At 62.1% G+C, this 14,597-nt stretch carries 15 protein-coding genes; 12 read left to right on the top strand and 3 right to left on the bottom strand.

Features of this window, described 5'->3' with window-relative positions; translation table 11 throughout:
* Positions 1-120 precede the first annotated feature (120 nt).
* The gene (locus AWB79_RS35535; protein WP_061172148.1) at positions 121-501 is read right to left on the bottom strand and encodes a 4a-hydroxytetrahydrobiopterin dehydratase; all 381 of its coding nucleotides are present in this window, start codon (positions 499-501) and stop codon (positions 121-123) included.
* A gap of 361 nt (positions 502-862) precedes the next feature.
* On the opposite strand from AWB79_RS35535, the gene AWB79_RS35540 reads away from it, so the two are divergent.
* The 9 genes from AWB79_RS35540 to AWB79_RS35580 all read left to right on the top strand — a co-directional run bounded on the left by AWB79_RS35540 (position 863) and on the right by AWB79_RS35580 (position 9,443).
* Complete coding sequence (locus tag AWB79_RS35540) at positions 863-2,686, top strand: methanol/ethanol family PQQ-dependent dehydrogenase (protein ID WP_061172149.1); 1,824 nt, start codon at positions 863-865, stop codon at positions 2,684-2,686.
* 93 nt (positions 2,687-2,779) lie between these two features.
* Complete coding sequence (locus AWB79_RS35545; protein WP_061172150.1) at positions 2,780-3,202, top strand: c-type cytochrome; 423 nt, start codon at positions 2,780-2,782, stop codon at positions 3,200-3,202.
* A 59-nt stretch (positions 3,203-3,261) separates the two neighbouring features.
* Positions 3,262-4,173 (top strand): substrate-binding domain-containing protein, encoded by a 912-nt coding sequence (locus AWB79_RS35550; RefSeq protein ID WP_061172151.1) that lies wholly within the window; start codon positions 3,262-3,264, stop codon positions 4,171-4,173.
* Complete coding sequence (locus AWB79_RS35555; RefSeq protein WP_061172152.1) at positions 4,170-4,934, top strand: hypothetical protein; 765 nt, start codon at positions 4,170-4,172, stop codon at positions 4,932-4,934. The genes AWB79_RS35550 and AWB79_RS35555 overlap by 4 nt, the downstream gene beginning before the upstream one ends.
* Positions 4,935-5,365: 431 nt before the next feature.
* Positions 5,366-6,340, top strand: a complete 975-nt coding sequence (locus AWB79_RS35560; RefSeq protein ID WP_061172153.1) for a LysR family transcriptional regulator — start codon at positions 5,366-5,368, stop codon at positions 6,338-6,340.
* Positions 6,337-7,269 (top strand): quinoprotein relay system zinc metallohydrolase 2, encoded by a 933-nt coding sequence (locus tag AWB79_RS35565; protein WP_061172154.1) that lies wholly within the window; start codon positions 6,337-6,339, stop codon positions 7,267-7,269. Before AWB79_RS35560 ends, AWB79_RS35565 begins: the two co-directional genes overlap by 4 nt.
* A gap of 24 nt (positions 7,270-7,293) precedes the next feature.
* Positions 7,294-8,160 (top strand): quinoprotein dehydrogenase-associated SoxYZ-like carrier, encoded by an 867-nt coding sequence (locus AWB79_RS35570; protein ID WP_061172155.1) that lies wholly within the window; start codon positions 7,294-7,296, stop codon positions 8,158-8,160.
* Complete coding sequence (locus tag AWB79_RS35575; RefSeq protein ID WP_061172156.1) at positions 8,157-9,101, top strand: MBL fold metallo-hydrolase; 945 nt, start codon at positions 8,157-8,159, stop codon at positions 9,099-9,101. Before AWB79_RS35570 ends, AWB79_RS35575 begins: the two co-directional genes overlap by 4 nt.
* 33 nt (positions 9,102-9,134) lie before the next feature.
* Positions 9,135-9,443, top strand: a complete 309-nt coding sequence (locus AWB79_RS35580; RefSeq protein ID WP_061172157.1) for an EthD family reductase — start codon at positions 9,135-9,137, stop codon at positions 9,441-9,443.
* Between the two features lie 52 nt (positions 9,444-9,495).
* Here AWB79_RS35580 and AWB79_RS35585 read toward each other — a convergent pair whose 3' ends face one another.
* Together AWB79_RS35585 and AWB79_RS35590 are read right to left on the bottom strand one after the other, a co-directional pair.
* Positions 9,496-10,212: a Pr6Pr family membrane protein gene (locus tag AWB79_RS35585; protein WP_061172158.1), complete on the bottom strand. Its 717-nt coding sequence runs from the start codon at positions 10,210-10,212 to the stop codon at positions 9,496-9,498.
* Positions 10,213-10,295: 83 nt separating this feature from the next.
* Complete coding sequence (locus tag AWB79_RS35590) at positions 10,296-11,684, bottom strand: dihydrolipoyl dehydrogenase (RefSeq protein ID WP_061172182.1); 1,389 nt, start codon at positions 11,682-11,684, stop codon at positions 10,296-10,298.
* Between the two features lie 233 nt (positions 11,685-11,917).
* Here AWB79_RS35590 and phnC point away from each other — a divergent pair, with 233 nt between their 5' ends.
* The 3 genes from phnC to phnE are packed head-to-tail and all read left to right on the top strand — an operon-like array spanning position 11,918 to position 14,595.
* Entirely contained in the window at positions 11,918-12,763 is an 846-nt protein-coding gene (phnC, locus tag AWB79_RS35595; RefSeq protein WP_061172159.1) for a phosphonate ABC transporter ATP-binding protein, read from the top strand.
* 32 nt (positions 12,764-12,795) lie between these two features.
* Positions 12,796-13,776, top strand: coding sequence for a phosphonate ABC transporter substrate-binding protein (phnD, locus tag AWB79_RS35600; protein ID WP_061172160.1), 981 nt, complete (start codon positions 12,796-12,798; stop codon positions 13,774-13,776).
* On the top strand, positions 13,777-14,595 hold the full coding sequence (gene phnE, locus AWB79_RS35605) for a phosphonate ABC transporter, permease protein PhnE (protein WP_061172161.1): 819 nt from the start codon (positions 13,777-13,779) through the stop codon (positions 14,593-14,595).
* The last annotated feature ends 2 nt before the right edge of the window (positions 14,596-14,597 follow it).

Genomic DNA, 14,597 nt, shown 5'->3' on the forward strand with positions numbered 1-14,597 from the left:
TTTGGTGACTTTCTTTGCAGCCGCAAAGAAAGTTACCCCCGCCCCGGGGAGGGGCAGAGCTAATAGACCGACACGAAATCAGGATTACACGACGAAGGCACAAGCAAACCAAAAACCCCCTCAAACCTCGTCATACTTGATATAGCGAAACCGCTGATCATCGGAAGGCGTGCCATCGAGCGGCCCATCCTCCTTTCCCGGTTGCCACTGCACGACGTCCTCGATCTTGGAAGCGAGAGCAAGGTCCTTATCCGTAATCCCCTTCGCGGAATGCGTCTTGAGCTTGACCACGACGAACGCATAAGAAACCGTCAAATCCGGATGATGCCAGGCGGCTTCCGCCAGATGCCCGACGGTGTTCACCACCATCAACGTGCCCTTCCAGCCCTCGGTCTTGAACTTGCGCCTGAGCCATCCATCCTCGATGTACCAGTGCTTGAGCGCGCCTGTCAGACGTTGCTTGACCTCATCATCGGAATAGACCTTTTCGGCTTGAGCCATGGCGAAGCCTCCAGAAAAAGAAACCACGAAGCCCAAGTATGCGCCAAAGAAAACATGCTGCGATGCGTCATGTCACGCGTTCCGTACGCGTGTTCCATCCCGTTCAGTTTTTCGCGTATTTGACACAGTATGTGTCGCTGCCCGACACGAATTAGTTCGAACGCGACAGCCACCCCCGCCAAATTCCCGATTTGAAGCGTCCGCGCAAAACCGGCATGGAATATGCAATTGGCCTCTCTACGCAAGCGCCCGGCTACGTATCGGACGCAGCGCAGCTCGTTACCTGCATTAAGAAGGCGCGCACGATGCAACCGGTAGCGTGGTCATCCTGGGTCGGAGGCATCACCATTCTGGAGGAGACATGAACTTACGCACCCTGGTTCTTGGACTGGCGGTGGTCGCAACGGCTGGCCTGAACTCGCTTATGGCACAGGCCGACTCGCAACTCGACAGCCTGATCAAGAACCCCTCGAACTGGGCGGCGCAAGCGGGCGATTATTCGAATCACCGCTATAGCACGCTCAAGCAAATCAACGAAAACAACGTCGGCAAGCTACAGGTTGCCTGGACCATGTCCACCGGCGTGCTGCGCGGCCACGAAGGCTCGCCGCTCGTCATCGGCGACACGATGTATATCCACTCGCCGTTTCCCAACAAGGTCATCGCCATCAACCTGAAGGATCAGACCTTCATCTGGCAATACCAGCCGAAGCAGGACAATCAGGTCATCTCGGTGATGTGCTGCGATACGGTCAACCGTGGTCTCGCTTATGGCGACGGCAAGATCTTCCTCCAGCAAGCCGATACCAAGCTCGTCGCACTCGACGCCAAAACCGGCGACGTCGTCTGGACCGCGCAGAACGGCGATTCCAAGAAGGGCGAAACCAACACCAACGCGCCGCACGTCTTCGGCGACAAGGTGCTCACCGGCATCTCCGGCGGGGAGTTCGGCGTGCGCGGTCGCCTGATCGCGTACAACATCAAGGATGGCAAGGAAGTGTGGAAGGCCTATAGCACGGGCCCCGACAACGAAATGCTGTTCGACCCGCAAACGACCATGACCTGGTCCGACGGCAAGATGGTGCCGGTCGGCGCCGACTCGTCGCTCAAGACCTGGCAGGGCGACCAGTGGAAGTACGGCGGCGGCACGACCTGGGGCTGGTACGCATGGGACCCGAAGCTCAACCTTGTGTACTACGGCTCGGGCAATCCGGGCACGTGGAACCCGACGCAGCGCCCCGGCGACAACAAATGGTCGATGACGATCTTCGCCCGCGATCTCAATACGGGCAAGGCGAAGTGGGTCTATCAGATGACGCCTCACGACGAGTGGGACTATGACGGCGTCAACGAGATGATCCTCTCCGACCTGAACATCGGCGGCAAGACTGTGCCGGCGATCGTTCACTTCGACCGCAACGGCTTCGGCTATACGCTGAACCGCGTAACCGGCGAACTGCTCGTGGCGCAGAAGTACGACCCGGCGGTGAACTGGGCCGATAGCGTCGATCTGAAGAGCGGCCTGCCGATCCGCAACGCCAGCTACTCGACGCAAAAGGCCGGTCCCGATCACAACGTGAAGGGCATCTGCCCCGCGGCGCTCGGCTCGAAGGACCAGCAGCCGGCCGCGTTCGATCCGGCCTCGAAGCTGTTCCTCGTGCCGACGAATCACGTCTGCATGGACTACGAGCCGTTCCAGGTCGATTACGTGTCGGGTCAGCCGTTCGTCGGCGCAACGCTCTCGATGTATCCGGGCCCGAACGAGAACGGCGCGATGGGTAACTTCATCGCGTGGGATGCGGCCAAGGGCAAGATCGTGTGGTCCAAGCCGGAGCGCTTCTCGGTGTGGTCCGGCGCGCTCGCGACCTCCGGCGGCATCGTGTTCTACGGCACCCTCGAAGGCTATCTGAAGGCAGTGCGCATCAAGGACGGCAAGGAGCTGTGGAAGTTCAAGACCCCGTCCGGGATCATCGGCAACGTGTTCACGTACCAGTACCAGGGCAAGCAGTATGTCGGCGTGTACTCGGGCATCGGCGGCTGGGCCGGCATCGGCATGGCGGCGGGTCTCGAGAAGTCGACGGAAGGCCTCGGCGCGGTTGGCGGCTACAAGGACCTCGCGAAGTACACGGCTCTTGGCGGCACGCTCTTCGTGTTTGCGATTCCCGGTGGTGAAACCTCCCATTAATGTGTTTTAGCTGAAACGCAGCAACGCGCGGCGGCCGCAATGGCCGCCGCGCGGAAACACCCCAATACAAGACATGTTCAAGGAGTCAGACGTATGAAAGGCCGATCACTCTTGCTGCTGACGATGACGCTCGCCGCGTCGCCCGCTTCGTTCGCCCAGACACCGCCTGCGATGCCTGCGCAACTGAAGCCGGTCGCGTATAAGGTCGTCGATGGCAACAAGGTAGACAGCGATACGCTACAGGGCTGGAAAACGTGGCGTGCACTCGCGTGCGAACGCTGTCACGGGGCGAAGCAGGAAGGTATGGTCGGTCCGTCGCTGATCGATGCTTTCAAGACACTGGACAAGAACGAATTCCATCGCACCGTGTTCGGCGGGCGCGTGGACAAGGGCATGCCCGATTTCAGCACCAGTCAGATGATGCAGAAGAACTGGGAGAACCTCTATGCATATCTGAAGGGGCGCTCCGATGGCAAGATCAACCCGGGCGACCTGCAGGCGATCGATGCAAAATGAGGATGTCGCGCGCGTGATGCGCGGACGTCCGATGATTGCTCTCATACCCGGAGGTGTAGATGTCTGATCGTAATGCAAGCCGCGCCGCTTCGTTCCGATTCGTGGCCGCGCTATGCGCGGCATTCGCGACGTTCTCGGCGCAACAGGCTTTCGCGCAGGGAGCGGGCGGCCCCCCGCCCAGCTTGCCGAACAACGACGGCGCGGATGGCGTGTTGCGCGTCTGCGCCGATCCGAACAACATGCCGCTCTCGAACCAGAAGGGCGAAGGTTACGAGAACAAGATCGCGAGCCAGATGGCGAACGATTTCGGTTACAAGCTCGAATACACGTACTGGCCGCAACGCATGGGTTTCGTGCGCAACACGCTGCGCGACAAGGTTCCGCAGACCGAGCGTTTCAAATGCGATCTGATCATCGGCGTGCCGAAGGGCTATGAGCTCACCGCGACGACGCGTCCGTATCTGCATTCCACTTACGCGATGGTGTTCCCGAACAAGCCCGAATACGCGAGCATCAAGGCGCCTTCGGACCTCGTGAACCTGCCGCCCGAGCAACTGAAGAAAATGAAGCTCGGCATTTTCGTGAAGAGTCCGGCGGTGGACTGGCTGCTCAGTCAAAACCTGATCGGCCAGGCGGTGTCGTATCAGGGGCAGAGCGGCGATCCCGAAGCTTTCCCCGGCGAGATGATCGAACGTGATCTCGCGAAGGGCGATGTCGATGCGGCTTTCGTGTGGGGGCCGATTGCGGGCTACTTCGCGAATCGCTCGGAAAACAAGGTGCGGCTCGTGCCGTTCCCGGCGGGTCAGCCGATCCGCTTCGACTATGAGATTTCTATGGGCGTGCGTTACGGCGAAAAGGCGTGGCGCGACAAGGTCGATGGGTGGATTGCGTCGAATCAGCCGAGGATCGATCAGATCCTGTCGAGCTATCAGGTTCCATTGCTGCCGTTGCAGCCGGTGTCCGCGCAATGAAGAGAATGTACGGGGGTTCCATTTGCGCGTGGGCGATTGCGTGCGCGGGATTGTTTGCGTCCGCCGGCGCGATGGCCGCCGATGCTCCCGCGGCTTCGGCGCCGAACGTCGAGATCGCGCCGGCGGAGCGGCTCTTGTTCATGCAGCCGCATTTGAACGGCATCGAGCCGCAGACCGAGCTGGATTATGCGGTGGACTATTCCGGGCCGCCATCGAAGGTGAACGATACGTTGCGCGTGCTCGTCGTGAGTCCGGGCAACAACAAGAACGATGCGCGCGTGACGGATCGCACCGGGAGCGTGAATATTCCGGGCGGGCTGCCGTGCAATCCGGCGATCATCTATTTTCTCGAGCACGACATTACGGAGATGGCGCAGCTGACGGGCGGTCAGCGGCGCTATTTTCAGCAGCGTGTGCGGATGGCGCTTGCGGCGGGGCCGGCGATCACGCCGGTATCGAGCGAATCGCTTGGGTTGGGCAAGCATGCCAAGGCTCAGCAGATCGTTATTCAGCCTTTCTTGAATGATCCTAATGCGGAGCGATTCACCAGGTATTTGGGCAAGCGATATACGTTCGTCATGGCCGACGATGTGCCCGGGCAGTTGCTCATGATTCGCACCGAAGTGCCGGGGGATGGGAATGATTTTGCTCATCCGTTGCAGAAGGAGACGATCGCTTATCAGGGGGCGTTGAAGAATGCCGCCCCGCCGGCGGGGGGCGCGCCTGCCAAACCTTCTAATGCGCCTCGGGCCAGTCGGTAGGGTCTTTGCTGGCGCTTGATGTTTCGCTCGCTTGTGCTTTCGTGAAATCCTGCTTTGTTGTCGGTCTATTAGTGTCGCCCCTCCCCGGGGCAGGGGTAACTTTCTTTGCGGCTGCAAAGAAAGTCACCAAAGAAAGCAGCTTTTTGGACCCGGAGTGCTTCGATCTCGCTCGTCGTTATCGTTCGGAGTGGCCCAGCCTCTACGTGTCTCCCTCGTAGGCCTGACGCGAATTGGATCGCGCACGGTCTGACGAGCTAGAACGTCAAAGTGGCTGGTTCAGCACGAAAGAGCACCGGCACAGCGCTACGCGCTGCCGCTGGGTCTGCAAGGGAAACCGTCGGTGAGCAAATGCCGCGCGATGGCGCCGTTAGACCGACACGAACGCAGGATTTCATGGAAGCAGTTGCACAAAAAATCAGGCCATATCCCCCGTGAATTTCATCCGTTCCCTGACCCTGCGCCAGCTACAAATCTTCGTGATAGCGAGCCGCTGTCCGAGCTTCGCCCGCGCAGCCGAGGAACTGCACCTCACGCAGCCCGCAGTATCGATGCAAATCCGCCAGCTCGAAGAAGCTATCGGATTGCCATTATTCGAACGGGTGGCGCGCCGCCTCGCGCTGACGGAAGCCGGCGAAAGACTCTCGCACCACGCCAGCCGCATACTAGGCGAAATAAAAGACGCAGAAGACGCGATGATGTCGCTCACCCAAGCCGACAGCGGCTCGATAGCGGTAAGCATCGTCAGCTCCGCAACCTATTTCGCGCCGAAGCTTCTCGCGCTCTACTCGCAGCAGTATCCAAAAGTCGATGTGCATTTCTCCGTCGGCAACCGCGAGACGCTATTGAGGCTCCTGCAGGACAACGCCACCGATCTCGCCATCATGGGTCGTCCGCCGCCCGAACTCGGCACGACCGCCGAACCGCTCGCCTATCACCCGCATGTGATCGTCGCACCGCTCTCGCATCCGTTGCGCCACGCGAAAGGGTTCGACCTGCAGGAACTGGCAAGCGATACGTTCCTGCTCCGCGAGCCAGGCTCCGGCACGCGCGCCGTCGCCGAACACGTATTCCGGCAAAACCTCTTCGTGCCCGCGCGCAGCGTCACGCTCGGCAGCAACGAAACCATCAAACAGGCCGTCATGGCCGGCATGGGCGTAAGTCTCATCTCGCTGCATACGCTCGCGCTCGAATTGCGCACCGGCGAAATCGCCGTGCTCGATGTCAACGGCACGCCTGTCGAACGCACCTGGCAGCTCGTGCATTCGCGCTCCAAACAACTCTCGCCGACCTGCCTCGCGTTTCGGCGCTTCCTGCTCGAAAACGCCGAGCCGTTTCTCGAACGCGAGTACGCGCCGTTCGGCCTGCGCAGACCCAAACGCCTCGCCGACGCAGGCGGCGTCCGATGAACCTCACGCCGCGACTACGTCTCCTCACGTTCTTCATACTGATTACATGTGCAACGATCGCGCGCGGCGCAGATCCGCTAACCATTCAGCAGATCGCCCCGGGCAACTACGCGCATCGCGGTCACGATGATGTCGCGACACGGGCGAACGGCGGAGATATCGCGAACGTGGGCTTTATCGTCGGCACGCGCTGCGTCGCGGTGATCGACACGGGCGGCACGCTCGCCGAAGGCCGCGCGTTGCGCGCCGCGATACGCGCGGTCACGCCGTTGCCGGTGTGCTATGTCATCAACACGCACATGCATCCGGATCACATCTTCGGCAACGCGGCGTTCAAGGACGATCACCCGCAATTCGTCGGCAGCGCGACACTCGCGCAGGCGGAAGCCTCGCGCGCCGACAACTACATGCGCGCGCTGAATCGGGAACTCGGCAACGCGGCGTCGGGCAGCGAGATTATCCCGCCGACGAAGACCATCGATGGCGCAGGCACGCTCGATCTCGGCGACCGCACGCTCTCGCTGCGCACATGGAAAACCGCGCATACCAACAACGATTTGACGGTATACGATGAGAAGAGCGGCACGTTGTGGACGGGCGATCTTTTATTCGTCGGCTGTATTCCCGTGGTGGACGGCAGCGTCACGGGCTGGCTCGACGACATCGCGCGTATTCGACAGATGAATCCACGTCACGTCGTGCCGGGGCACGGCCCGCTCGACCCGCCGTGGCCACAGGCGCTCGACGACGAGACGCGCTATCTCGCCCACCTGGCGCGCGATGTGCGTGCAGCAATCAAAAAGGGCCAAACGATACAGCAGGCCGTCGACAGCATCGGTCTCGAAGAGCGGGACAAATGGCTCCTGTACGACATCTATCACCGCCGCAACGTGACGGCCGCGTACGCGGAGCTGGAGTGGGAGCAGTAGCGACAGCGCAATTGGAGGGACATCATGAATACAGCATGGTCCGGTTATCGCGTGCTGAAGCTCGCGTGCCTCGTCGCCGCGACGCTCGCGCCCTATGCCGCGAAGGCGGCGCAGCCCGACGACGATCCCAACAAGAACGCGCGCTGGCTCGACTTCAAGGAAGGCACGTTCAAGGGCCGTACGATCGACCCGCATGGCGATGCGGTCATCAAGCTCGATGCGCCAATGCGCGCCGCTGACGCCGCTGTCGTGCCGATCGCGATCAACGCGCAGTTCCCGCAAACGCCATCGCACTACATCAGGAAGGTCTATCTCTTCATCGACGAGAATCCAGAGCCCTATGCGGGCTCGTTCGAGTTCACGCCGGAGTCGGGTCTCGCGACCATCGAGACGCGCGTGCGCGTGGAGGACTACACCTTCATGCGCGTCGTGGCGGAAACCAATGACGGCAAGCTCTATAGCTCGATCCGTTTCGTAAAGGCGTCGGGCGGCTGCTCGGCGCCGGCGGACAAGGACGAAGACGCAGCGGAACGCACGGCGGGACAAGTGCGCCTGCAGGCCGAAGGCCAGGCGGTGACAGGCAAGCCCGAGCTCGCGCAACTGATGGTGCGCCATCCGAACCGCACCGGCATGGCGATGAATCAGGTGACGCGCAACTACGCGACGGCGTATTTCGTCCGCAAGGTCGAAGTCACCTATGCGGACAAACCGGTGATGACCGCGAACGTCAACTTCTCGATCAGCGAGAACCCGAATTTCCGCTTCTACTTCGTGCCGGGCGCGAGCGGCGAACTGAAGGCGCGTATCGAAGACACGAAGAACAAGCAGTTCGACGGCGCGGTCGCGATCAGCGCGCAACCCGCCAACGCTCAGACATCGGCGATGAAATGACGCGGGGCGCCTGGTGCTCGCGTGTCCGGAGGCTCTTCGTCGCTCATGTACTGTTCGCGGCGACGCTCGCGCATGCGGCGATGAGCGGCATGCCCGCGCCCGTCGCCATCGCGCCGGGCGTGTTTGCGTTCATCGGCGACAGCGAGGCGGTCGCGCCGGCGAATCACGGCATCGTCGCGAATAACGGCTTCGTCGTCGGAACGGATGGCGTGACGGTGATCGATACCGGGCCGTCGTATCGCTATGGTCGCGCGATGATCGAGGCGATTCGCAAGATTACGCCGTTGCCGGTGAAGCTCGTCATCATCACGCATCAGGCGCCCGAGTTCGTGTTCGGCGCGGCAGCATTTCGCGACGCCGACGTGCCTATCCTCGCGCACGCCCGCACCGCGCAACTGATCCGCGAGCGCTGCTCGATCTGTCTCGCGAATCTGCGCAAGACGCTCGGTGAAGACGAAATGGCCGGCTCGCGCGTAACCGTGCCCGACACGACGGTGAACGGCACGACCGAGATCGAGAGCGGCGGGCGCAAGCTGCAACTGCTGCACTTCGGGCCTGCGAGCACGCCGGGCGATCTCGCCGTGCTCGACACGCAAACCGGCGTGCTGTTCGCGGGCGGGCTCGTGTCGAACGGACGCATTCCCGAGCTGCGCAACGAGAAGATTCCCGGCTGGCTCGCCGCGCTCGAAAACCTGCACGCGCTGGACCTCAAGACCGTGATTCCCGGCTTCGGCGCGCCCTTGCGCGGCGACGACATCCTGCGGACGGGCGTGTATCTGCGCGAACTCGAAGCGTCCGTCAAGCGTGCGTACACGAACGGCGTCGGGCTGACCGAGGCGATGCATACGGTGCAGGTGCCGGCGTTCCGCAACGACAAGCTCTATACGATCGCGCAGCCGCAGAACGTGCAGCGCATCTACCTTAAGCTCGAAAAGCAGTAGCCTTCCCGCCACCCACCACAAGGAGACACCACGATGGCCCAGCTCGTAGCGCTATACAAGAACCCGACCGACACGCAGGCATTCGACGACTACTATGCTTCGACCCACGCGCCGCTTGCCAAAACGCTGCCGGGCCTGCGGCGCTACGAGATCAGCACGGGACCGGTTGCGACGGCTTCGGGTGAATCGCCGTATCACCTCGTCGCGCTGCTGGAGTTCGATTCGCTCGATGCGATCAAGAGCGCGCTCGCCTCGCCTGAAGGTCAGAAGACCGCCGGAGATCTCGCGAATTTCGCACAGGCCGGCGTCGAGCTGCTGATGTTCGATTCGAAACCCGCCTGATTCTTCCCAGCCTTCGGGGATGAGCGCATCCCCGAAGGGCACGCGTGACGGCTTAATCGGCGTCGCCGGATTCGGCTCCCGGATCGGCCACGCGCAGATCTTCGCGCCGGTGATTGATCACGAGAAACACGCTCATCAACACCAGAAACGCGATCACAAGCATCGTCGCGTTGATGAACACGCGCTCATAGCCCAGCTCCGATACGTTGATGAACGGATAGGGATAGAAGTCGGAAAGACTTCCGCGCCATAACGTGATGGAAAGATAGGCAATCGGATAGACGAGCCAGAGCGCGCAGCGCCGCAACGACAAGTGAAAGCGCGGCACGAACAGGAACCAGTATAGGGCCGCGAGCGCGGGCACGACGGTGTGCAGCGATTCATTGACCAGTGCGCGATAGCCGGAAGGCACCCACAGATAACGCAGCAACGCGTTATAAGCAATGCCCACGAACACGATATACACGACCACCGCTGTCACGACGGTCGGCTTGCGAAAGAAGCGCGCAATAGGCCATTGCGCGCGCGTCGCGACGCAAGTGAAGCAGAACGCCGTGAGCAGCACGGTCAGATTCGTCAGATAGCTGCTCATGCGGGCGAGGCCGTCGAGTACGGTGAACCCACGGCCGACCAGCCGCGCTATGGTGATGTCCGTCTGCGCCGCGAACGCGAGCCACGCGATCATCGCGATGGCCGCGGCCACCGCGAGGGACGCGGTGCTGGGCGCGGGGAGCGGGAGGTCGGGTTGGTCCGAGTGTGGTGTCTGCATGCAGCCATTTTACGGGTGTCGCGATGACGACCGGAGTAGCCGACCCCGGGTCACCGTTTCGATTTGACCAAATGTCACCCGCATTAACGCAGTTTCACTTCCGCTTCCCGCAACGCAGTCCTCAGCCCTTCCTCGACTACGGGATGATAGAACGGCATCCGCAGCATCTCATCGATCGTGAGCTTCATTTGCAGCGCCCACGCGAGCAAATGCGCGATATGCTCCGCCTCCGGCCCGATCCATTCCGCGCCGACGAAGCGCCTGCTCGCACGATCCACATACACGTGCATCAGCCCGCGATTTCTCAGCATCACGCGGCTGCGTCCCTGATCCTCGAAGCTCACTTCACCCGTGACGAACGACTCCGCGGTGAGGTCGACATGACGCGCGCCGACCATCGCGATGCCGGGATCGGTGAAAGCAATCGAAATCGGCGCGCGACGCTCGACCGGTTCGACATTCGGATATCGCGCCGCATTCGTGCCCGCTCCGCGCCCTTCGTCGGCTGCTTCGTGAAGCAGAGGCAAAACGCCGTTCGCATCGCCTGCGATGAACACCGGATGCGCGCCCGCCTGCAAGGTCGATGCATCGTAGACGGGCAAGCCGTTCGCATCGAGTTCGAGCGACGTGTTGTGCAACGCGAGGCCCGCGACGTTCGGCTTGCGTCCCGCTGCAACCAGCACGTAATCGAACGTATCTTCGACGAGTTCGTCCGCCCCGGATACATAACGCAAACGCACTTCATCGACGTCACGCACGGCGGCTTGCACTTGCGCACGCGGCTCGAAGCGGAACGCTTCGCTGAACACGCGCTCTGCATAGTTGCGCACCTCCGGATCGGTCAAAGGACCGACCCGTCCACGCGCGCCCAGCACAGAAACACGCACGCCGAGCCGCGCGAGCGCCTGCCCGAGTTCGAGCCCGATCACACCCGCGCCGATCACCGCGACGCGCTTGGGCAGATCGTCCCATGAGAAGACATCGTCGTTGACGACGGCGCGGTTGCCGAGCGCGCGATACATCGCCGGCATGACCGGGCTCGATCCCGTCGCGATGACGACGCTCTTCGCATGCACGCGCGTGTGCTCGCCCACCTGCAGCAGGTTATCGTCGATGAAGCGCGCATAGCCACTCAGCTTGTCCGCGCCGGGCATTGCATCGACGCCCGCGACGACGAATCCGACGAAACGGTCGCGCTCGCTCTTCACACGAGCCATGACCTCGCGCCCGTCGATGCGCACCGTGCCTTCTATATGCACGCCGAAAGCATCGGTATGCATCGCATGATGCGCCGCCTCGGCCGCCGCGATCAGCAGCTTCGACGGCATACATCCGACACGCGCACAGGTGGTCCCATGCGCGCCGCCTTCGATGAGAATCGCCGCCGCGCCCGCCGCTTTCGCGGCGCGATACGCGGACAAGCCCGCGCTGCCCGCACCGATGATCGCCACGTCAGTCTTGATCGTGTTCATGATGTCGTCCTGAAAAATGATTGCCGCATTCATGAACGAATCATGAAGCGCGGCGCCGCGCGCGTGAATGCCCGTGCGGATCGTTTTCCTGCTCGATCGTCTCAAGCGTCACGCAGCGCAAGTCATGTATTCATCTAGACGTCTCATCAGCGTCACTTTCTCGTCATGTTGGCTTCCTAGAATCTCCCGAACGTTTTCAGCGCGCCTTTCGAGCGCGCCCATCGAGGGAAGCTATGGACGCAATACGCATCGAGCGTCTCACCAAGACGTTCCGCAACGGCCGCATGGCGCTCGACTCCGTGAATCTGCGCGTGGAAGAGGGCGAAATGGTCGCGCTGATCGGCGCGTCGGGTTCGGGCAAGTCGACTTTGCTGCGGCATATCGCCGGCTTCACGGCATCCGACCCCGCGCCTTCGCACGTCACGCTGCTCGGACGACCGATTCAGCAGAACGGCAAGATCGTGCGCGAAGTGCGTTCGATTCGCCGCGATGTCGCTTTCGTGTTTCAGCAGTTCAATCTGGTCGGGCGTCTGTCGGTGCTCACCAACGTGCTGATCGGCGCGTTGTCGCGTGTGCCGCTCTGGCGTCGTCTGGCGGGCCGTTTTCCGCGCGGCGAACGCACGCTCGCGATGGATTCGCTTGCAGCAATGGGCATCGGCGAACATGCGTTCGAGCGCGCGAGCAACCTGTCGGGCGGACAGCAGCAACGCGCCGCGCTGGCGCGTGCGCTCGTGCAGCGCGCGCGCATCGTGCTCGCGGACGAGCCGATCGCCTCGCTCGATCCCGAATCCGCGCGCCGCGTGATGGAGCTGATGCAGACGCTCAACCGGGAGCACAAGCTGACCGTGGTCGTCTCGCTGCATCAGATCGATGTCGCGATGAAGTATTGCCCGCGCACGATCGCGCTGCGTGACGGCCGCGTCGTCTTCGATGGCGCGACCGAACGTTTGACGCCCGTCGTGCTGCACGAACTGTACGGCTCGTCGGCGGATGAGCTGCTCACGCATCAAGCTGCGCAGGAACGCGGCGAAGCGCCCAAAGGACACGCGCGAACGTCGCCGGCCCTCGCCGGTTCCTGAACCGAATTCAATCATCAACCCTGGATCGCACCATGAAATCAGCCCGTTACTTCCTGGCTGGCGCCGCGCTCGCGTCGTGCCTTCTGACACAGACCGCGCTCGCCGAAACGATCAGCTTCGGCATCATCTCGACGGATTCGTCCGCGGCGCTCAAGCAGCGCTGGCAGCCGCTCATCGATGATCTCAACAAGCAGACAGGCCTCGACGTGAAGGCGTATTTCGCGACCGATTACGCGGGCATCATCGAAGCGATGCGCTTCAACAAGGTGCAGATCGGCTTCTTCGGAAATGCGTCGGCGATCGAAGCGGTGGACCGTTCGAACGGCGAAGTCTTCGCGAAGGTGAAGTACAAGAACGGCGAAGCGGGCTACTACTCGCTGCTCATCACGAACGCGAACAGCAAGTGGAAGTCGCTCGATCAGGTGCTGAAGAACACGAAGGACATCAACCTGGGCTTCGGCGATCCGAACTCGACCTCGGGCACGCTCGTGCCTTCGTATTATCTGTTCGCGAAGAACGGCATCAACGCGAGGACCGCGTTCAAGAGCGTGCTGCCTTCGAGCCATGAAGCGAACATGCTCGCGGTGGTGAACGACAAGGTCGATGTCGCGACCAACAACACCGACATGCTCGACACGATCAAGGCGCAGCATCCGGAGCTGTATCCGAAGGTGCGCGTGCTGTGGAAGTCGCCGCTGATTCCGTCGGACCCGCTCGTGTGGCGTCGCGATCTGCCGCAAGCGACGAAGGACAAGCTGCGCAATTTCTTCGACCATTACGCGGAAAAGGACCCGCGCGAACAGCAGGTGATGACGGCGATCTCCGGCTATTCGGGCTTCGCGGATTCGTCGAACGCGCAGCTCGTGCCGATTCGTCAGATTGCGCTGTTCCAGAAGAAGCAGCAGGTTCAGAACGACGCGCATCTCGACGACGCCGACAAGAAGGCGCAAATCGCAGCGCTCGACCAAAAGATCGCCGCGCTGGACAACACGGCCAGCACGGCGGCGAAGTAAATGAAGCCGCTCGACGTCACCACGTTCGAGGCCGGCGTCGTCCGGCCCGCGCATCCGACGGCGCCCAAGCGAAGCTGGACATCGATGCTCGGCTGGATCGTCGTCATCGCGGCGCTCGGTCTTTCGTGGACGAGCGCGGACATGCGTCCGCTCGACCTGCTCGGCGCATCGGGCAACATGAGCCAGTTCGCGCGCGACTTCTTTCCACCCGACTTCACAGAATGGCGCACATATGCGCACGAAATGATCGTGACGCTCGCGGTCGCGGTGTGGGGCACGGCGCTCGCGCTGATCTGCGCGGTGCCGTGCGGCCTGCTCTCGGCGCAGAACATCGCGCCGGCGTGGATCTCGCAGCCGGTGCGCCGCCTGATGGACGCATGCCGCGCGATCAACGAGATGGTGTTCGCGATGCTCTTCATCGTCGCGGTCGGGCTCGGACCGTTCGCGGGCGTGCTCGCGTTGTGGGTGCATACGACGGGCGTGCTCGCGAAGCTGTTCGCCGAAGCGGTCGAAGCCGTGGATGCGCGTCCCGCCGAAGGCGTGCGCGCGACCGGCGCGAGCAGTCTCGACGAAATCGTCTACGGCGTGCTGCCGCAGGTGTTGCCGCTGTGGATCTCTTTCGCACTGTATCGCTTCGAATCGAACGTGCGTTCCGCGATGGTCGTCGGCATGGTCGGCGCGGGCGGGATCGGCGTCGTGCTGTACGAGGCGATCCGCTCGTTCAACTACGCGCAGACCGCGGCGGTGATGATCATTGTCATCTTGATCGTGTCGCTGATCGATCTCGTGTCCGGATGGGTGCGCGAACGCGTGATCTGATC

It is taken from the genome of Caballeronia hypogeia (assembly GCF_001544875.2).
GTDB lineage: Bacteria > Pseudomonadota > Gammaproteobacteria > Burkholderiales > Burkholderiaceae > Caballeronia > Caballeronia hypogeia.